This is a genomic window from Gelidibacter japonicus, assembly GCF_010725055.1.
GTDB classification, from domain to species: domain Bacteria; phylum Bacteroidota; class Bacteroidia; order Flavobacteriales; family Flavobacteriaceae; genus Gelidibacter; species Gelidibacter japonicus.
The window spans coordinates 1-20,412 of sequence record NZ_BJKB01000024.1 but is presented as its reverse complement, the minus strand read 5'-3'; the positions used below and the strand labels follow the sequence as shown (position 1 = coordinate 20,412).

Genomic DNA, 20,412 nt, shown 5'->3' with positions numbered 1-20,412 from the left:
TTATGAATAAAGTATTTTTTATTATTGCGCTTGTATGCAGTGTGGAGAACTATGCACAAGAAATTGAATTGGAATTATTCGCAACGGGGGTCTCAAATACGGTAAACATCCAACATGCCGGAGATTCTCGGTTATTTGTTCTTGATCGTGATGGCCTCATACAAATCGTAAATGAAAACGGAATACTAAATAATCAGCCATTTTTAGATATCATCGACAGGGTCAGTGATGGCAAGGATGAGCGCGGACTTCTTGGTTTGGCATTTCATCCTAACTACGCTTCAAACCGATATTTTTATGTGAATTACGTCAACAATAGCTTAGAAACGATTATATCAAGATTCTCCAGAAGCGACTCGAACATTCAACTTGCGGATCCTAATTCAGAACTTATTCTTATGAGAATCCCACAGCCTTATACAAACCATAATGGTGGGGAAATTGTTTTTGATAATAATGGATTTCTCCTTATTGCTCTTGGCGATGGGGGCGACAGTGGAGATCCGCAGGATAGGTCTCAAAATCTTAGAACCTTTTTAGGGAAACTTTTAAGAATCGATGTGAACAACCCACAAAATGGAGACAATTACGGTATCCCCAACAACAACCCTTATGTTGATAATCCCAATGCATTAAACGAAATTTGGGCCTCTGGCCTAAGAAACCCTTGGAAATTCTCAATTGACAAAACAACTAATGACATATGGATTGCGGATGTTGGTCAATTAAAATTTGAAGAAATCAATAAAGCTTCCGCTTCTGATGCAGGTCTTAACTACGGATGGCGATGTTATGAAGGAAATAACACATATAATACCAGCAATTGCCCCGATGTGAACACCCTAACCTTTCCTATTGCTGAGTATTCACATGAAAACAGTGGTCGTTTCAAATGTTCCATTACTGGAGGCTACAGATATAGAGGTACCGCACAACCAAATCTTACAGGTATTTATTTCTTTGCTGACTATTGTAGTTCCGAAATTGGAATGCTCAAAGAAAACAACGGAAATTGGACAATGACCTTTACTGAACCCTTTAATGGCAATAACTGGACTACCTTTGGTGAAGATGTTAATGGTGAATTGTACATAGGTGACATCAGTTCTGGATCAATTTACAAAATAAAGGATGCAACTTTAGGTCTGGATGAATCCACACTTTCACACATCAAACTCTTTCCAAATCCTGTTAATGATGAACTAACTATAGATTTTGGCACATCAAACCGGCAAATATCTGAGGTATATGTCTATAATGTTCAAGGGCAACAGATCAAGACACTGATCACCTTCGAAAATAATTCATCAAAGATTTCCACTAAAAACATGGCCAAAGGGATGTATATTATGGAGATTTTCAATGATGCTGGCCAAAAAACAACCCGTAAATTCATTAAAAATTAATGAAACCCCACTTCGGTAAGCTATATTTAATTCCTACAGATTTAGGTGATGATCCCGTTTGGGAAGTTTTGCCCGCTTCAATAAAGAAAATCATAGACCTCACTAACGACTATATTGTCGAAAATGAAAAATCTGCGAGACGTTTTATCAAAAAGATTCATCCCGAAAAATCACAACCTTCACTTCAGTTAAGAATTCTTAATAAGTTTACCTTAGCCTCTGAAAAATCCTCATTTTTAAATGCTTGCAAAGAAGGGAGGCCTATGGGACTGCTGTCTGAGGCAGGATGCCCTGCAATTGCAGACCCAGGATCAGACATTGTCATGCTGGCACATCAAAATAAGATTCAAGTAGTACCGCTAGTTGGTCCATCATCCATTATTATGGCATTAATGGGCTCAGGCATGAACGGACAAAGCTTTGCTTTTAATGGCTATTTGCCCATCGATAAAAACGAAAGAAAAATGGAATTGAAGCGTCTGGAAAAATTATCCAGTGATCAAAACCAAAGCCAAATGTTTATCGAAACGCCCTATCGGAACAACAAAATGTTGGAGGATTTATGTACGACCCTACATCCACAAACGAGGGTCTGTGTGGCCTGCGACCTTACTTTGGCCTCAGAATACATAAAGACATACCACGTTAGTGACTGGAAACATATCAAAGTGGACCTGCACAAACGTCCCGCCATATTTATCATTCACAAAGACTGATCATAAATTGGCCTTTGCCTTCTGATTGGGTTTTATGAACGATGTATCGTATCCGGAAAATCGTTTCATATAATACGAAATGGACGTCCCATAAGCATCGGAAAGATTATATCCTCCGCGACTTCTTAAGAATTTCTTTACACTTCCCGGTCCTGCCAAATGTGCAGCCGCAAGTATACCCGATTCAGTAATTGTAGTGCCATGAATTTCTGTACCCACAAAACGTGCAATATCTTTCCTTAGAATCCACTTGTTACGCTCTGAATTGGCTAAGAATGCTTTCTCTTGCAATTCTGGCGTGTACAAGAAGTATTCAGGATTATAAACACCCAATAACTTTAATGTTTCGGCTCCAAATTGATATTTACCTAAATACCCCAAATCATTCACCGTAAAATAATTTCCACGAGATTCTTTAAACGCAAGTGCTTCCTTAAATCCTAAATAGGACTTACCTAAATATGGAAAAAACTTATTATAATTTGTGTTTTGGGATGGTTGTTCAAATGTGGCAGAAAGTGCGATATCCTCCGAAACTGTGTAATTTAGCTCTAATCCTTCAGTGGAAAAATTAGTCATATCTACAGTCGTTTTTGGAAAAAGTGTCGTGATTAAAATGACACAGATTGCAAAAGGGATAACAAAATAATTAGTGATCTTTTTTAACATAATTCCTAATCTTTGTAAAGCCTTTTATATTTTTTAGCAGACTTAAATTTCAGCGTGCAAAGGTATGGTTTTTTATTAAACCCTCAAAATTAATCGTTTAAGGTCTCTAAAAGTAGATACCATGGAGCTTAATGCCATTTTTATCGGTAAACTCCATAGCAGGAAAAGGCACCTTAATTACGTTCAAAACATCAAAAACGGACTTTAATACATGTGATTTTGTTTCTATCCTTGACAAATCTACGTCTAAACTCAAATAGAACTGCCGTTTTCTATTTTTGTTAGTAACAAAGTTGTTAACAGGCTCATTATGAGCAAATATCATGCCATCGGCACTGTAGCCCACGGCTATATTCAACCATTTGGGAATATGATTGTTATTTATGAAGGATTGTATATTTAAACTCAACCAATAGGTTTGTCCATTATAATCCTTTAAAACTTCTTCTAAAAATCCGTTGCCCAACTTTTCAGGATTCAGTTGAGCATACTTCGTCTGATGAAAAGAAAATTTTAAAGTCATCCGCTGTTCCTTCCAAAGTAGATCTTGGCCAATATAGAGTCCTGTGCCAACACCATTGGCCAGTATATCTCCCCATGAAAACCCCCATTCTTTACTAAAACCATCAAAAATTTCAACGGCAGTTAAAAAAGTGAATCCTAATGTAGAACCGTACATCAATTGTTCTTTTTTACTGGCACCACTCCAATTTAAAAGGTTTGCTCCCATCCTTCCCAATTGATATGACGAAAAAACATGGCCCATTTTATCCATCTGCAGCCATTCATTATTGTCGTTTATGGTGTGGAAATTGGATCGCTCAAAATCAGCGTACCACAGCTGATCGAGCGCCAGTAAAGTTAAGCCGCCAATAGTTGCTTCTGATATATAAACAGCAGTCCTTCTTGAGGTATTGAGAGTGTCACTTGGCGTTAGGAATTTGTCAAGTTTGGATTGTGAATAAACTGAAGTAGTGAGAAATAAAATTAAAATAAATTTTAATCCTGGCATAATTTTACCTGTTTACCCCTTGCTGATTAATCCAACGTACATATTCTTGTCGGTTGACATTATGTTGTGACAAGGTCTTAGCAAACTTGTGATAACCAAAATTCTTGACATCTGCCACAAAATAAAAATAATCATGCTTCTCATAATTAAGGACCGCATCTATAGAACTGATGTCTGGCATTGTAATCAAGCCTGGCGGCAGTCCGGCATATTTATAGGTATTGTACGGTGAATCTATTTCCAAATCTTTATAAAGAACACGTTTGATAACTTGGTCAAAATCGCCAGAAGTGAGCTTAATGGCATAGATTACGGTTGGGTCTGCCTGTAAGGGCATCCCTATTTTTAATCGATTCATATATACTCCTGCAACTCTTTTCCGTTCATCCACTTTAGCGGTCTCTTTCTGCACAATGGATGCCATGGTCATAACTTCATCTGGGGTTAAATTTAATGCCTTCGCTTTTGCCAATCGTTCATCATTCCAAAAACGATTATACTCTTTTAGCATGCGCTCTCTAAACTGTTCAGCAGAAGTGTTCCAAAAAAACTGATAACTATTGGGAATATACATTCCCAATGCCGTTTTGGATGAAAAGCCATTCGATTTTAAAAATTCAGGAGAAGACATGACCGTAAACAATTCCAAACTATCCGCTTCAATCTGAGTAGAAACCCGACCCGCCAATCGCTCCAAGGATTCTTGATTGTTAAATGATAGCTTCACGGGAATATTATTGCTTCTAATGGAATTAATAATATCATTGTTGTTCATTCCTTTCTTTATGGCATACTTACCTGCCTTAATATTTGTCGTGTATTTTTTGCGTTCAGCAAGAGCGTCAAATTTATCTATATCTTTCAATAAAGGCTCCAGTTCCTCCCTAACTTCTTTATACGTGGCATTGGTTGGAATATAAATATGAGCTACCTCATTATTGAACGCCGTGTTAGAAACAAACATGGTTTGATAAATCGTGTAGGCGATGAAACCTGCTACCACTAAACCGATGAGGACAATGGCAATGAGAATTTTTTTTATATACATTAGGAATTGATGAGTTGTAATAAATATTCGTTCTTATATGTTTTGTTGCTGTAAACCCAGTCTTTTTTAAGACCTACAATTTCAAACCCTTGATTGACAAACAGCTTGATGCTCGCTTTATTATCTTCTAAAATGTTGCAATAGAGTTGATGCAGATCAAGATGTTTAAAACTGTAATCGATCAATAACTGGAGGGCTTCTTTACCATATCCTTTTTGTCTATCTCCAAAGTGCTGGATCAGTATACCGATACCAGCGCGACGGTTTTTAAAATCGAAATCAAACAAATCAATCATGCCCAAAGGTTGGCCTGCATAGTTGGAAATAACTAATCGCAACTGTTTAGCCTCATAAATATCAAGATGCGAATTTGCCAAATATTGTTTTAATATGTACTGGGAATATGGTGTTTGGGTATGACTCAATTCCCATAAGGTTTCATCATTCTCGATAGCGCTTAAGAAACTTAAATCTTCAGGTTCCAAGGCTCTTAAATAGATGTGTTTTCCTTTTAATGTTTCCTTCATATTTCACCTTTAAAAACCTGGACCGCCGGACCAATTAACCAAATGTTTTTATAACCCTCTCCGTCTTTATCAAAAGACACCTGAAGGGTTCCACCTTGAACATTTAAAGTAATCAAGTTTTTTTCGGTTTCTCCAATATAATTCATTGCTAGAGCAACTGCAGTGACTCCCGTCCCACAGGACAACGTTTCATCTTCAACACCACGCTCATAGGTTCTTACTGAAAACGACTCGTCTGAAATCCTGGAAACAAAATTCACATTACTTCCAGCGTCATTATAAGGAGCACCGTATCTAATTTTAGAACCAACTCTTTTTATGTCAAGCTCTGTCAAATCTGATTCCATTTGAACATGATGTGGTGATCCCGTATTTAAAAACACATGCGATTCAAATTTCTCCAAATGACTGACATCCTGCATTTGAAGTTTTACAATCTCCTTTTCTATCACTGCGTGATGCAAACCATCTACCGCTTCAAAACTTGTGCTGTGCTCAATAATACCGAGGAAATTTGCAAAGGCTACAATGCAGCGCCCACCATTACCGCACATTGAGCTTTCATTCCCATCAGAATTAAAATACACCATCTTAAAATCTAAAGATTCGTGGTTTTCTAGCAGGATAAGTCCGTCAGCGCCAATGCCAAAACGTCGGTCACATAAAAATTTTATGTGTTTGGTATCATTTTTGTCAAAGGATAGATAACGATTGTCAATCATTATAAAGTCATTGCCTGTCCCCTGATATTTAAAGAATGTCTGTCTCATAGATTTGGCAAATATAAGAATTATTGACGGTTTATAGAGGTGTTAAACGAGCGTTAAAGTTGACGTTAAAATCCGTTAAACAAATACTTTTGATATAACAAAAAACTAATTTTAATCGTTATACACTGACATTTTAACATTTAAATTTTATAATTCACTAATAAACTATATTTCTAATGAAAAAGATTTTGACCCTAATTTTAGTATCTGCATTAGGCGGAATCATGACGCTTTCTGCCTATAAGTTTTTTATTGAAAAAGATAGCCAAATTCAAATCGCTACCAATAGTCCAGATTCAACCCTATCTTATTTCCCTACAAGCCATAAGGCTGTAGCTTCTTATGGCACCTTAATTGTCCCAGATTTCACAGAAGCTGCAAATGATGCAGTACATTCCGTAGTCCACGTAAAAAACTTGACTATCAGCAGAGCGCCTATGACATTACAAGACTTGTTTATGGGCAGAAACACAGAGCGTGCTCAAGTAGGCACCGGAAGTGGCGTCATTATTTCACCAGATGGTTATATAATCACGAACAATCATGTGATTAATGGGGCACAAAAACTTTCCATTACATTAAATGACAATAGGACATATGACGCCGAACTTATTGGCACAGATGAAAAAACGGATATCGCACTGTTAAAGATTGATGCTGAAACAGACCTGTCTTTTGCCACTTTTGGCGACTCTGATCAAGCAAAGGTTGGTGAATGGGTTTTGGCAGTGGGCAATCCATTTAATTTAACTTCTACGGTTACCGCCGGAATCATTAGCGCAAAATCAAGAGACCTCTCTGGGGTAAACTCGCAATCATTTATTCAAACTGATGCCGCAGTGAATCCAGGTAATTCAGGTGGAGCGCTTGTCAATACACGAGGTGAACTTATTGGCATCAATACGGCCATCACTTCCCAAACCGGTTCATATATCGGCTATTCCTTTGCCGTTCCGAGTAATATTGCCAGAAAAGTGGTTGAGGATATCATGGAATTTGGCAATGTTCAAAAAGGTGTATTAGGGGTTAGAGGTGGCGAACTAAATAGTAAATCCGCTGAAACGCTTGAGGTTAACACAACCCAAGGATTTTATGTGAGTGATGTTGAAGCACGTTCAGGAGCGGAAAAAGCCGGTGTTAAAGAAGGAGACATCATCAAGAAAATTGACAATATCACCATTTCAAAATTCTCTGACTTAAGTGGTTATTTGAGTACAAAACGCCCAAATGATGTCGTTACGTTAACATTAATAAGAAATGGAGCCGAAAAAATAATTCCGGTCACCCTGTCTAAAACTGAAATCTTAACCGTCGATTTTTTGAATATGCAATTGAGAAACATCCCGGACGACCTCAAAAAAAGCGCAAATATCACTAATGGTGTCGTGGTCGTCAAAAACGAGAATTATGCCCTTTACAAAAATTTAGGCATCAATAGAGGCTATATCATTACAGAAATCAACGATCAAAAAATTAATGACGTAGAGGACATTATAAAATTAAAACAACAACATGGCGAAGATTTTGATAAAAAGTTAAAAAAATTATCGATTATCAATAAGTCAGGACAAAAAGAGAGCTTTATTTTTAAATAGAATTGAGCGATTTTCATTCCATCCATAACCCTATAGTACTCAACTTTACTATAGGGTTTTTTATTTCTTCAAAACATTACGAAAACGATTGAAATATATTACTTTTGCAGTCCGAAACATCGGAAAAAAAAACACAACATCAACGTGTCTTCGCTCCAGGAGGATACATAAAATTTTAAAACAATGAGTTTGAACGGAACTTATGAAAACGAATTGGCTTTTCAGGCAGATAGAAGAAAAGCAACAGTTGAATTTATTAAAATAGTCAGCGATTTATGGTATGATAAATCCATTGAGCTTGTACTTTTCAGAAATGAATTGATTGACAGAAATGTCAGTGACATTTTGAACTTACACGAATACGCAGGCGAGTTTGTTCAGAAACCAATCTCAATCTTCGATTCTGTTGAAATTGCTCAGGCCATCAAAACCTTAGATATTCCACCAGCCAAATTGGATATTGGGAAACTGACCTTTGAATTTCATTTGGAAGATCAAAAATACTCCAATGCCACCGCTTTTGTTGCTAACAAGCTTAAAGGCGCAAGAAAAATTGAATCCATAAAACCTAAAGATGTGGTTCTGTATGGTTTTGGAAGAATTGGTCGGTTATTGGCAAGAGAGTTGATGGCTAAAACAGGTAAAGGCAGCCAAATGCGTTTGAGAGCTATTGTTACCCGTGGAAAGATTGATCAAGTCGTTTTAGAAAAAAGAGCCTCCTTACTTCGGAATGATTCTGTACACGGCGATTTTTCCGGAACTGTAGTGACAGACCTCAAAAATAGCGCATTAATCATCAACGGTACGACTGTTAACGTCATTTCTGCAAATGCTCCAGAAGATATTGACTATACCAAATATGGCATTAGGGATGCGTTGGTAATCGACAATACAGGCGCTTATAGGGATCAAGAAGCTTTAGGAAGGCATCTAAAATCAAAAGGCGTCAGTAAGGTGTTATTGACTGCACCAGGTAAAGGTGTTCCGAATATTGTTCACGGAGTTAATCAATTGGATTACGATCCGGATAAAGTGGATATTTTTTCAGCAGCTTCCTGTACCACAAATGCGATTACACCAGTATTAAAAGTTGTTGAAGATACATTGGGTGTAAAACATGGTCATTTGGAGACCATCCATTCCTATACAAATGATCAGAATTTAGTTGATAATTTCCATAACAAATACCGTCGCGGCCGTGCTGCAGCATTGAATATGGTCATTACAGAAACAGGTGCAGGCAGTGCAGTCTCCAAGGCTCTACCATCATTGGAGGGAAAACTGACTTCCAATGCCATCCGAGTTCCTGTACCAAACGGATCTTTGGCAATATTGAATTTAGAGCTTAAAAAGCCTACGTCTATCGATGGAATCAATACCATTATGAAAAAATATGCTTTGGAAGGCAATCTTGTAGAACAGATAAAGTTCGAATTGAGTGATGAACTTGTATCCAGTGATATTATTGGATGTTCTGCTCCGGCAATTTATGATAGCAAAGCGACTATCGTAAGAGATGGAGGTAAAAATATCATTTTATATGTCTGGTATGATAATGAATACGGCTATAGCCATCAAGTCATCAGATTGGCCAAATACATTTCAAAAGTGAGACGTTTTACATATTATTAAAACGAGACATCTAAAATAAAATTTCAATCGTATATTAAAATAGCCTCCTTATCGTGAGGCTATTTGTTTTAAATATTAGCATACATCTACATATTTTTTTATCTTGTTCAAAATTTAACCACATCAGTAAAATCAAACCAATGTATTCATTAAAAACTCTAAGCCTTACTGTCATTTCCTGCCTGTTTTTTATCGTTTCAAATGCTCAACAATCTGCTAAAGACGAAGACGACAAACTGTCCCTCACTGAAGGTACGGTAGACAACCAATTTGAATATGTAATTCAAAGATCAAATAACTACCAGGATTATAAAGTGGTCAAAAAGACGTGGTTATATGCATTAAAGGCCCATACTATGGATTCTTTAAAAGCCATCCGTAAAGACTTAGTGGATACACAGACCGTTGTGGACAGTCAGGCTGTCGAAATCAAAACTTTAAAAAGCAATTTGTCTGAAACACAATCAACTCTTGAGGCTACCAATGAAGAGAAGGATAACATGGCATTATTTGGATGGCAAATGAGCAAAAGCAGTTATAATGTATTGATGTGGAGCATTATTGGCGCTCTCTTTGCATTATTATTGATATTCATTTATAAATTCAAAAACAGTAATTCTGTGACAAAATTGGCCAAAAAGTCGTTGTTAGAAACGGAAGAGGAATTTGAAGAACACAGACGTACTGCCCTTGAACGCGAACAAAAAGTAAGGCGACAGTTGCAGGACGAAATCAATAAACAAAAAACCATAAAATAAATCTGAAAAAAATCTGTAAGAAAACTTACAGATTTTTTTATAGATTCCATTTTTGCAGAAGTAAGGACACAATACAGAAAATTGAATACTTTTTTTCGCATCTTTGCATTGAACCAGAACCCTATTTAAGCACTGTCCTTTATTGAACGACTATAACCCAAAGAACAACTGAGGTATAGAAATCTTCAGTATTTAGAAACATAGCCGCCTTTTAGCAATTAAAGAAAATTATTGGACAAATGCTTTTTCTAAAATGATTCTGAAAATACAAATTCAAATTACCATTTAGAAATGACCGCAGATTTCTTCAGTCTCATTCTGAACACTGTGGGCTGCCGTTAACAGAAGACTGAACAACATGCGCATAGATATCATTACAGTTTTACCGGAGTTACTTAAAAGTCCTTTTGAGGCCTCTATCTTAAAACGTGCCATCGAGGCCGGATTGGTCGAAGTCCATTTTCATAATTTAAGAGATTATACAACTGATCGCTATAAATCAGTAGACGACACACAATTTGGTGGTGGCGCAGGTATGGTCATGATGATCGAACCCATTGACAAATGCATCTCCCAATTGAAAAAAGAACGCGATTATGACGAGATCATTTATATGACGCCAGATGGCAATACCTTAAATCAAGCCATGGCCAACACCCTTTCCTTAAAAGAGAATATTATTATTCTGTGCGGACATTATAAAGGGGTAGACCAGCGTGTAAGAGATTTTTTAATAACCAAAGAAATCTCAATTGGAGATTATGTACTTTCCGGGGGCGAGTTGGGGGCGGCGGTTTTATGCGATGCCATCATACGACTTATTCCAGGTGTGTTGGGTAATGAAACTTCGGCATTGACCGATTCTTTTCAAGACAATCTATTGGCACCACCTATTTACACCAAGCCAAGAGAATATAAAGGCATGAAGGTCCCTGAAGTTTTGTTTTCAGGGCATTTTGCGAACATCGAGAAGTGGCGTGAAGATCAGGCATACGAACACACCAAGAAAAGAAGGCCTGATTTACTGGAAGATTAATGTTGTGGCCTCTGTGAAAGCTCATAGGGATAATTGTTGATTTTCAATTATTAGTGAAACGATCTTAATGCCTGATCCTTAATTCTTAATACTTAGTACTTGATACTTAATACTTAGTACTTGATACTCGACAGACACCCAACCTATACATACATCAACATCCAGAACAACAAGAAACAATATTTTTTAAAATATTAATTGCTAATTATTAATTATTCCTTACTTTTGCATCCAATTTCAGATCAACCTCTGACGATTTACGTGAATGTTGGTTTGGATCAATCTTAAAAATTAAAAGAAATGAATTCTTTAGTAAAATTTGTACAAGACGAATTTGTAGAAAAAAAAGAATATCCTCAATTCGGCGCTGGTGACACGATCACTGTGTATTACGAAATTAGAGAGGGTGATAAAAAGCGTACACAGTTCTTTAGAGGAGTGGTATTGCAACGTAAAGGCTCTGGCAGTACAGAAACCTTTACCATCCGTAAAATGTCAGGAACAGTCGGTGTAGAGCGTATCTTCCCTATCAATCTTCCTGCACTTCAGAAGATTGAAGTGAACAAGAAAGGTAAGGTTAGACGTGCCCGCATCTTCTACTTTAGAGGTCTTACCGGTAGAAAAGCAAGAATTAAAGAAAGAAGAGGATAATCACCTCAAACATACAGTAATTAATAGCCTTGATTTTTTCAAGGCTTTTTTTATGAACAAATGTTAATAACTCAAGTTCATAGTCGGTTGATAACTAAACATCCCAAAATTTTGGCAACAAGACATTTTTTTGTAAATTAGTAAAACGATTTAATAACAACCTCTGTGTTGGTTTCAACTTAAAAAATTGAACTTGATTCAGATCGTATAAAGTAACGTTCTTTATAAGATTGTTTTTTGAGGTTCTTTAAGTGTCACGTGTATGCGTGGAGGCTGAAGAATCATGATACTTTAAAAAGTGCCTCATGCTTAGGCAGGTTGTAACTAGTAAAGTTGAAAGTTTCCAAAGATAGTAGCAACGAAAGTGAATACTAAGGTAGGAAGCAATGTTTTAAATCTTGTAGGTCGTGAAAGCGAATTGCAAGAGTTATGACATCAAGAAAAACAATAAACCGAAACATTTCGATAACAGGTCAATACATTTTGAAAGTTAAGGAATGTTTTATTGAAATAGTAAACTTGAATTGAAAAGGACGATTGTAAAGCGTGAGTTTTAGTCGGCCGATTTAACAGCAATGTTAATTAGATCATGTCACTGTTTCAAAGAAAGCCATGTCAAGGTAGTTTAGCTACAATGATATGGCTTTTGTTTTTTAATAGATGACACTTAACTTTCGCTCTTCAATCCTTACCATGACACAATTCCTTATTGATTCCCAACATTTCTCTAATATCGATTTCACCGAAAGCCCATTTAAAAAAGCAGAATATGACAATTGCACATTCACTAACTGTAATTTTACGGAGGTCGATCTGTCTTCTGTTACGTTTATAGAATGTGAATTTGATACTTGTAATTTTAGTAATGCCAATATCAAATACACCACCTTTAGGGAAGTTGATTTTATGGATTGTAAAATGATTGGACTCCAATTCCAGGATTGCAATCCGTTTTTGCTGTCGTTTACATTCTCAAATTGCCAATTGCAATTCTCATCCTTCTATAAATTAAAACTAAAAGGAATCAGGTTCAGCAACTGCAATCTCAATCAAGTCAATTTTGTTGAGGCTGATCTTAGCAATGGTCTATTCGATAACTGCGACTTCAAGCATGCCATTTTCGAGAAAACCAATCTGAAAAACAGCGACTTAAGTTCCTCGGAAAACTTTGTAATAAACCCTGAAAACAATACCATCACACGAGCAAAATTCTCAAAAGAAAATGTCTTGGGATTATTATATCACTATCAAATAAGCATTGTTTAATTGAGCGCTTTCGGCTTTCTATGCTAAACTCATTTTTGTATATTTGCACAGCCTAATTTCGGGCATATTTTTAAAAATTAAATTCACAGTACTTATGGCGAAAACTTCCACTATCATTTATACAAAAACAGATGAAGCTCCTGCTTTGGCAACACGCTCGTTATTACCTATCATAAAATCATTTACAGCATCGTCCAATATTGATATCGTTACTAAAGACATTTCATTGGCCTCGCGTATTTTGGCCCTTTTCCCTGATTATTTAAAGGGAGACCAAAAAGTATCTGATGCACTGGCCGAATTGGGAGAATTGGTGAAAAAGCCTGAGGCAAATATCATTAAGTTACCAAATATAAGTGCTTCTGTTCCTCAACTCAAGGAGGCGATTGCCGAATTACAATCCCAAGGGTTTAATATTCCCAACTATCCTGATGAAGTTCAGACAGATAAAGACAAAGACATCAGATCACGTTATGACAAGGTAAAGGGCAGTGCAGTAAATCCAGTACTTCGCGAGGGGAACTCAGATAGACGCGCACCGAGGGCTGTAAAGAACTACGCCAAGAAGAACCCTCATTCAATGGGTGAATGGTCGCCAAATTCAAAAACCGAAGTAGCTACCATGTCCCATGGCGATTTCTTTCACACTGAAAAATCATTGACCTTCTCTAAGGCCGATACCGTTAGCATTAAATTTATTGACGAAAATGGTAAAGAAACTGTTCTAAAGGAGAACTTAAACTTAAAGGATGGCGAGATTATTGATGCTTCAGTAATGCGAAAAAAAGCCTTGTTAGAATTCTTGCAAGAAGCAGTCTCTAAAGCCAAAGCTAAAAATATCCTTCTTTCGGTACATTTAAAGGCTACCATGATGAAGGTTTCTGATCCAATCATCTTTGGGCACGCCGTGGAAGTTTATTTTAAAGATGTTTTTAATAAATATCACAACGAGTTTAAAGAAATTGGCTTCAGCCCAAGCAATGGTTTAGCGAATTTATATGACGAATTGAATGCACTTCCGGAAGCTAAACGCAAAGAAATAAAAACCGCCATTGCAGATGCCATTGCTAACGGACCGGATTTGGCCATGGTCAATTCGGATAAAGGGATCACCAATCTTCATGTTCCAAGTGATGTGATTATCGATGCCTCAATGCCAGCAATGATCAGAACTTCTGGTAAAATGTGGAATGCGCAAGGGAAACCTGAAGATACATTAGCAGTTATACCTGATAGTAGCTATGCTGGTTTATACGAAGCGACCATCGATTTCTGTAAAAAACATGGGGCTTTTGACCCAACAACCATGGGTACAGTTCCCAATGTTGGACTGATGGCACAAAAAGCCGAAGAATATGGTTCTCACGACAAAACTTTTGAAATGACCAATGATGGAAAAGTTGTGGTCATCAATTCAGAAGGAAACACCATCATTGAACATGATGTTGAAAAAGGAGATATCTGGAGAATGTGCCAAGTCAAAGATGCACCGATTCAGGATTGGGTAAAGTTAGCTGTAACAAGAGCAAGAGCTTCTGATACCCCAGCCGTTTTTTGGTTGGATAAAAACAGAGCGCATGATGCTGAATTGATCAAAAAAGTGAATCAATACCTTCCTAATCACGATACGCATGGATTGGATATTAGAATTCTTTCCCCTGCAGAAGCGACAACGTTCACTTTGGAGCGAATAAAAGAGGGGAAAGATACGATTTCTGTCACAGGAAATGTGCTACGCGATTATTTAACAGACCTCTTCCCTATTTTAGAGTTGGGAACAAGCGCAAAAATGTTATCTATTGTACCTTTAATGAATGGCGGAGGATTGTTTGAAACTGGTGCCGGTGGATCCGCTCCTAAGCACGTCGAACAGTTTGTTGATGAAAATCATTTACGCTGGGACTCCTTGGGCGAATTTTTGGCCTTGGCGGTATCTTTAGAACATTTGGCTCAAACAAATAATAATCCTAAAGCTCAGATTTTAGCAGATACATTAGATGAAGCCACCGGGAAATTATTGGACAATGGAAAATCACCTTCACGAAAGGCAGGCGAATTGGACAATAGAGGCAGCCATTTCTATTTGGCACTCTATTGGGCAGAAGCATTGGCCAACCAATCTTTGGACATGCAATTGCAGGAAGAGTTTAAGGCTCTGTCAGAAGTGCTAAAATCGAATGAGAGCGTCATCAACTCAGAACTTATAGAAGTTCAAGGAAAACCTGTGTCAATTGGAGGCTATTATAATCCAAATGAAGATATGATCAATACAGCCATGCGACCTAGTTTGACGCTGAATGCGATACTTAATAATAAAGCTGAAAACATATCTTAAGTCGACTTTTTTATTTGTTTATAATTATTCATAATTAATTAAACAATATTATCACAAAAAGCTCCTTTAATCGAGGAGCTTTTTTTATTTTTAATAAAAAATTGCAAATGACCTCCAAACTCAAAGTCCATTTATGGCTGATGCTGTGTTTGCCCATATATATAACTGCCCAAGAAAAATTTACACTCAGCGGAAAAATAACAGATGCACTTAGTAATGAAACCTTAATTGGTGTCAATATTATCTTTCCAGAACTCCAAACCGGGGCTATTACCAATGAATACGGCTTTTATTCCATCACCTTATCGGAGGGGATCTACAAGTTTCAAATCAGTTATTTGGGTTTCAATAGTATTTCCGAAACCATCACTATGGATAAAAACAAAACGCTTAATTTTAAACTTACCGAATCCACGGAAAGTTTGGACGAGATTGTCATTACTGAAAATGTGGAGAAATTGAACATTCGTAAACCACAAATGAGTGTCAATTCGCTATCTATAAACACAATAAAGCAAATGCCAGTAATCTTGGGAGAGGTCGATATTCTCAAATCAATAACCCTCCTACCTGGGGTCAGCAATGCTGGCGAAGGTTCTTCAGGATTCAATGTCAGAGGTGGTGCAGTAGATCAAAATTTAATTCTTTTGGACGAAGCAACTATTTTCAATTCATCCCATCTTTTCGGATTGTTCTCAGTCTTCAATCCAGATGCCATTAAGGATTTAAAACTCTATAAAGGAGGTATTCCGGCAAAATATGGAGGACGTGTGTCTTCTGTTCTGGATATTTATCAAAAGGAAGGCAACAGCAATAAGTTTCATATGAACGGAGGCATCGGCATTGTTTCGAGCAGACTGCTGGCTGAAGGTCCCATCGTAAAAGAAAAGGGATCCTTTTTATTTGGCGGCCGTTCAAGTTATGCACACTTGTTCTTCCCCCTCTTTGACCTCGATAGCAAAGCCTATTTTTATGATCTCAACACCAAAATAAGTTTGAATATCAATAAAAACAATAACATTTACCTCTCTGGTTATTTTGGGAGGGACGTTTTCCAAATCTCTGACAGTTTTGATAATTCCTACGGAAATACCGTTTTAAATTTTCGATGGAACCATTTGTATTCAGATAAACTATTCTCGAACATGTCCCTCATCTATTCGGATTATTACTATGGGCTAACGCTCAAATTTGTGGAGTTTGATTGGATATCGGGAATCAGGAATTTCAATCTTAAGTATGACCTTAAACATTATATCTCTTCCAACTTCAAGCTGGAATATGGATTGAACAGTCTTTACCTAACCTTCAATCCTGGAGAGATTCATCCAACTACCGAAACATCAGGAATCAATCCCTATGATCTCATCAAAAAATACGCATTTGAAAATGCTCTTTATATAGATGCAGAGCATCAAATAAGTTCCAAATTTGCCATTTCTTACGGGGTAAGACTAAGCTCATTCGATCGATTGGGCCAAACGGAACTAAATATTTATGAAAATGATGAGCCGGTCAGTTTCAATGAAAAACTTCAAGTTTATGAAAAAGCAGAAGTTATTGGTGTTGACACGTTTCATAGATCTGACGTGATAGAATCATTTGTGAATATCGAACCGCGATTGGCCTTGGCTTACCAACTCAATGATAATTCCTCAATTAAGGCAAGTTATAACAGGATGAGCCAGTACCTTCATCTGCTTTCCAATACAAGTTCTCCTACGCCCTTGGATGTTTGGGCACCCAGTGGGAAATATATCAAGCCCCAATTACTGGATCAGGTTGCTTTAGGTTACTTCAAAACATTTAAGGACAATAGATATACATTGGAAGTTGAAACCTTTTACAAGGACATCAAAAACCGCATCGATTATATAGATGGTGCTAACCTTATAGCCAATGACGCCATTGAGCAAGTTATCTTAAACGGGAAAGCAAGAGCTTACGGATTAGAGGTTTTACTTAAAAAAAATGAAGGTCAATTAACAGGGTGGATTGCCTATACCCTCTCAAAATCCGAACAGCAAACTCCAGGTAGAACGGCTAGTGAGACAGGCATTAACAATGGCAATTGGTACAATACCCCTTATGATAAAACCCATGACATTTCCATAACTTCAAGTTATGAATTGAGTAAAAAGTGGAGTTTGAGCAGTAATTTCATTTTTCAAACAGGACAGCCTACCACTTTTCCTAATGGGCAATACGAATATAATGGTATTTCCATCCCCAATTATGAAGCAAGAAATACAAGCCGATTACCCAATTATCACCGTTTAGACCTTTCTGTCAATTATAAACCCAATCCTAATTCAACAAAAAGATGGAAAGGTGAATGGGTCTTTGGTATTTATAATATTTATAATCGGAAAAATGCAGCGTCAATCGCATTCAAGGAAAACCGCGATACTGGGGTCAATGAAGCTAGCAGACTGTCCCTTTTCGGTATTATTCCTTCAATTTCATACAATTTTAAATTTTAGAAAATGAGAACTTATTTATTCATAATATCTGTACTAATTCTTCAAACCTCATGTGAAGAAATTATTGAGCTTGATCTCAATAATGCAGAACCTAAATTAGTAATTGAAGCGTCTATCAATTGGGTAAAAGGCACTTCTGGCAACGAACAATTTGTAAAACTTTCACTAACAGCGCCTTACTTTGATTCTACCGTTCCACCAGCCAATGGGGCAACTGTTGTCATAACAGATCAATATAATGTGGTCTATAACTTTGTGGAAGAAGGCACATCAGGAATTTACAAGAATACTGAATTTGTTCCAATCATCAACAGCACCTATTCACTACATATCACCTATAATGATGAGGTATATACAGCTACTGAAAATTTAAAATCGGTAGTTCCCATAGATTATGTTGGACAAACCCTTGAAGGAGGTTTTTCAGGTGAAGACACCGAATTGAAAGCCTATTACACGGATCCTGCAGATGAAAAGAACTTTTACTTTTTCGAATTCATAAGCGACATACCTGCCATACCAACCTTAGCTGTCTATGAGGACAGGTATAACAATGGCAATCAGATTTTCGGATACTATTCAGAGGAAGATTTAGATATTGGAGATCAGGTTACCATCAGAAACCATGGAATTTCTGAACGATTTTATAACTACATGTTCATTTTGCTCCAACAAAACAGCAATGGAGGCGGGCCGTTTGAAACCCATCCTACCGTGGTTAAAGGCAATTGTGTCAATCAGACAAATCCCAACAATTTTCCGTTAGGATATTTTAGACTTTCAGAAGTAGCGGAAGTCATATATACAATTCAGTAGAAGCCATGTCAATTCTGATTTTCATCCTCCATCACTATCGGTTTGTGCACCCATCGACCAACGGGCTGATATAAGTGAATAAGAAATAGTCATTAATTTTTTACAGAAAACGCACAAAAAGGATGCCCCCTATAGCACTAACCCAATCGAATTGATAGGGCAATTAACAAAATTTCGTATTTTTGTACTATGCAATTCACTAAAACTACGGAACAAGATTCATCCTACGATCATTTAGAAAAAATGAGCGTTTCTGAATTACTGTCAAACATCAATGCAGAAGATAAAACGGTTGCTTTTTCTGTAGAGAAGGCAATGCCAGAAATTGAAGCATTAATAAAACAAATTATCCCAAAATTAAAATCGGGAGGGCGGCTATTTTATATTGGTGCGGGCACAAGTGGCCGAATGGGTGTTTTGGATGCTTCCGAATGCCCGCCAACTTTTGGTGTGAGCCCTGATTTAGTTGTCGGTATAATTGCAGGGGGCGATGGAGCAATTAGAAATGCTGTGGAATTTGCTGAAGATTCCACAGAACAAGGATGGCGTGATTTAGAAGAATTCAAAGTCAATTCCAACGATGTTGTAGTTGGTATCGCCGCTTCAGGAACCACACCTTACGTAATTTCCGCCTTGGAAGCATGTAATGCCAATAATATTACAACGGGATCTATCTCTTGTAACCACAATAGTCCGCTATCTCAAACCTCACAATTTCCCATAGAAGTTATTGTAGGCCCAGAGTTTGTAACAGGAAGCTCCAGAATGAAAGCAGGTACCGCTCAAAAACTGGTATTGAACATGATTTCTACTGCTGCTATGATTCAATTAGGAAAAGTTAAAGGGAACAAAATGGTAGATATGCAGTTGAGTAATAATAAACTAGTGGATAGAGGCATTAAAATGCTAATGAGGGAGCTTAATATTGATTTTATAGAGGCTCAATCACTTTTAGAGACCCACAAAAATGTCAGGTCTGCAATTCAACACTACACTCATGGAAACAAAGCGCACAAATAAGAATCTATTGGTCAAGGGAATTCAAAATATGGGCATATGCCTGGTATTAATGTTTACAGGACCAACCATCCTCCATCTTGCATTTAGCAATCAGGATAAGCCTACCTATATTTTAGTATTGATTCTTGGAAGTATACTATGTCTTGGTGCCATTTTCTTTTTATTTAGAGGCATCCATATTATTATGAAGAGCTTATTTAATGACTAAATTCTTTTAGTCCCTCCACTCCACATAATTTTAAACATTGTTGTATTTATTCTGGCAACAGCATTTACAACTCCTTCGAAAAGTAAGAAATTAGGTGTTGAATACTACTGATTCATTCATGCCAGTGACAAGTATTTTAATCAACAGGATTTTCTATTTACATTAATGAGATCCATCATTTTTCATCTTTATTGATTGGAGCATTTCTATATTCATTGACATTCTATTCAGATTCCCAAATTATACAACCAAAAGTTTCTCAAGATCATTCTGATTAAAAGAGGTCAGGGCCATACGGCCCGTATAAACAAAAAAATCCCTTCATGTTTCCATGAAGGGATTCTCCAAAAAAGGCGGCGACCTACTCTCCCACGGGATGCAGTACCATCGGCGCAAACGGGCTTAACTTCTCTGTTCGGAATGGTAAGAGGTGAGCCCCGTCGCTATAACCACCTTAAGCTCTA

18 protein-coding genes and 1 rRNA gene are annotated in these 20,412 nt (G+C 37.1%); 13 read left to right on the top strand and 6 right to left on the bottom strand.

Features of this window, described 5'->3' with window-relative positions:
* Nucleotides 1-2: 2 nt before the first annotated feature.
* The gene (locus G6N06_RS18005) at nucleotides 3-1,406 is read left to right on the top strand and encodes a PQQ-dependent sugar dehydrogenase (protein ID WP_240338103.1); all 1,404 of its coding nucleotides are present in this window, start codon (nucleotides 3-5) and stop codon (nucleotides 1,404-1,406) included.
* Nucleotides 1,406-2,122, top strand: a complete 717-nt coding sequence (locus G6N06_RS18000; RefSeq protein WP_163518096.1) for an SAM-dependent methyltransferase — start codon at nucleotides 1,406-1,408, stop codon at nucleotides 2,120-2,122. Before G6N06_RS18005 ends, G6N06_RS18000 begins: the two co-directional genes overlap by 1 nt.
* Here G6N06_RS18000 and G6N06_RS17995 read toward each other — a convergent pair whose 3' ends face one another.
* The 5 genes from G6N06_RS17995 to dapF form a co-directional block, all read right to left on the bottom strand.
* Nucleotides 2,123-2,791, bottom strand: coding sequence for a peptidoglycan-binding protein LysM (locus G6N06_RS17995; protein WP_163518095.1), 669 nt, complete (start codon nucleotides 2,789-2,791; stop codon nucleotides 2,123-2,125).
* A 106-nt stretch (nucleotides 2,792-2,897) separates the two neighbouring features.
* Nucleotides 2,898-3,803, bottom strand: a complete 906-nt coding sequence (locus tag G6N06_RS17990; protein ID WP_163518094.1) for a DUF2279 domain-containing protein — start codon at nucleotides 3,801-3,803, stop codon at nucleotides 2,898-2,900.
* A gap of 4 nt (nucleotides 3,804-3,807) precedes the next feature.
* Nucleotides 3,808-4,851, bottom strand: coding sequence for an endolytic transglycosylase MltG (gene mltG / locus G6N06_RS17985; protein ID WP_163518093.1), 1,044 nt, complete (start codon nucleotides 4,849-4,851; stop codon nucleotides 3,808-3,810).
* Complete coding sequence (locus tag G6N06_RS17980; RefSeq protein ID WP_163518092.1) at nucleotides 4,851-5,378, bottom strand: GNAT family N-acetyltransferase; 528 nt, start codon at nucleotides 5,376-5,378, stop codon at nucleotides 4,851-4,853. The genes mltG and G6N06_RS17980 overlap by 1 nt, the downstream gene beginning before the upstream one ends.
* A complete protein-coding gene (gene dapF / locus G6N06_RS17975) occupies nucleotides 5,375-6,148 on the bottom strand; it encodes a diaminopimelate epimerase (protein ID WP_163518091.1) in 774 nt (257 codons plus the stop codon). The genes G6N06_RS17980 and dapF overlap by 4 nt, the downstream gene beginning before the upstream one ends.
* Before the next feature lie 176 nt (nucleotides 6,149-6,324).
* Here dapF and G6N06_RS17970 point away from each other — a divergent pair, with 176 nt between their 5' ends.
* The 11 genes from G6N06_RS17970 to G6N06_RS17920 all read left to right on the top strand — a co-directional run bounded on the left by G6N06_RS17970 (nucleotide 6,325) and on the right by G6N06_RS17920 (nucleotide 19,948).
* Nucleotides 6,325-7,743: a trypsin-like peptidase domain-containing protein gene (locus tag G6N06_RS17970; protein ID WP_163518090.1), complete on the top strand. Its 1,419-nt coding sequence runs from the start codon at nucleotides 6,325-6,327 to the stop codon at nucleotides 7,741-7,743.
* Between the two features lie 183 nt (nucleotides 7,744-7,926).
* A complete protein-coding gene (locus tag G6N06_RS17965) occupies nucleotides 7,927-9,375 on the top strand; it encodes a glyceraldehyde-3-phosphate dehydrogenase (protein ID WP_163518089.1) in 1,449 nt (482 codons plus the stop codon).
* Between the two features lie 140 nt (nucleotides 9,376-9,515).
* Entirely contained in the window at nucleotides 9,516-10,133 is a 618-nt protein-coding gene (locus G6N06_RS17960) for a tRNA (guanine-N1)-methyltransferase (protein ID WP_163518088.1), read from the top strand.
* 358 nt (nucleotides 10,134-10,491) lie between these two features.
* A complete protein-coding gene (gene trmD / locus G6N06_RS17955; RefSeq protein WP_163518087.1) occupies nucleotides 10,492-11,169 on the top strand; it encodes a tRNA (guanosine(37)-N1)-methyltransferase TrmD in 678 nt (225 codons plus the stop codon).
* A gap of 300 nt (nucleotides 11,170-11,469) precedes the next feature.
* A complete protein-coding gene (rplS, locus tag G6N06_RS17950) occupies nucleotides 11,470-11,820 on the top strand; it encodes a 50S ribosomal protein L19 (RefSeq protein WP_163518086.1) in 351 nt (116 codons plus the stop codon).
* Between the two features lie 693 nt (nucleotides 11,821-12,513).
* Nucleotides 12,514-13,086 carry a pentapeptide repeat-containing protein gene (locus tag G6N06_RS17945; protein ID WP_163518085.1) on the top strand — a complete coding sequence of 191 codons (573 nt, stop codon included), beginning with the start codon at nucleotides 12,514-12,516 and terminating at the stop codon, nucleotides 13,084-13,086.
* Nucleotides 13,087-13,180: 94 nt separating this feature from the next.
* Nucleotides 13,181-15,421 carry an NADP-dependent isocitrate dehydrogenase gene (locus G6N06_RS17940; RefSeq protein ID WP_163518084.1) on the top strand — a complete coding sequence of 747 codons (2,241 nt, stop codon included), beginning with the start codon at nucleotides 13,181-13,183 and terminating at the stop codon, nucleotides 15,419-15,421.
* Between the two features lie 107 nt (nucleotides 15,422-15,528).
* Complete coding sequence (locus G6N06_RS17935; RefSeq protein WP_163518083.1) at nucleotides 15,529-17,904, top strand: TonB-dependent receptor; 2,376 nt, start codon at nucleotides 15,529-15,531, stop codon at nucleotides 17,902-17,904.
* Nucleotides 17,905-17,907: 3 nt separating this feature from the next.
* On the top strand, nucleotides 17,908-18,720 hold the full coding sequence (locus G6N06_RS17930; RefSeq protein ID WP_163518082.1) for a DUF4249 domain-containing protein: 813 nt from the start codon (nucleotides 17,908-17,910) through the stop codon (nucleotides 18,718-18,720).
* A gap of 189 nt (nucleotides 18,721-18,909) precedes the next feature.
* On the top strand, nucleotides 18,910-19,740 hold the full coding sequence (gene murQ, locus G6N06_RS17925) for an N-acetylmuramic acid 6-phosphate etherase (RefSeq protein ID WP_163518081.1): 831 nt from the start codon (nucleotides 18,910-18,912) through the stop codon (nucleotides 19,738-19,740).
* Nucleotides 19,718-19,948 (top strand): DUF6095 family protein, encoded by a 231-nt coding sequence (locus G6N06_RS17920; protein ID WP_163518080.1) that lies wholly within the window; start codon nucleotides 19,718-19,720, stop codon nucleotides 19,946-19,948. The genes murQ and G6N06_RS17920 overlap by 23 nt, the downstream gene beginning before the upstream one ends.
* A 348-nt stretch (nucleotides 19,949-20,296) precedes the next feature.
* On the opposite strand, the gene rrf is transcribed toward G6N06_RS17920, so the two are convergent.
* Nucleotides 20,297-20,405 (bottom strand): 5S ribosomal RNA (gene rrf, locus G6N06_RS17915).
* Nucleotides 20,406-20,412: the final 7 nt, after the last annotated feature.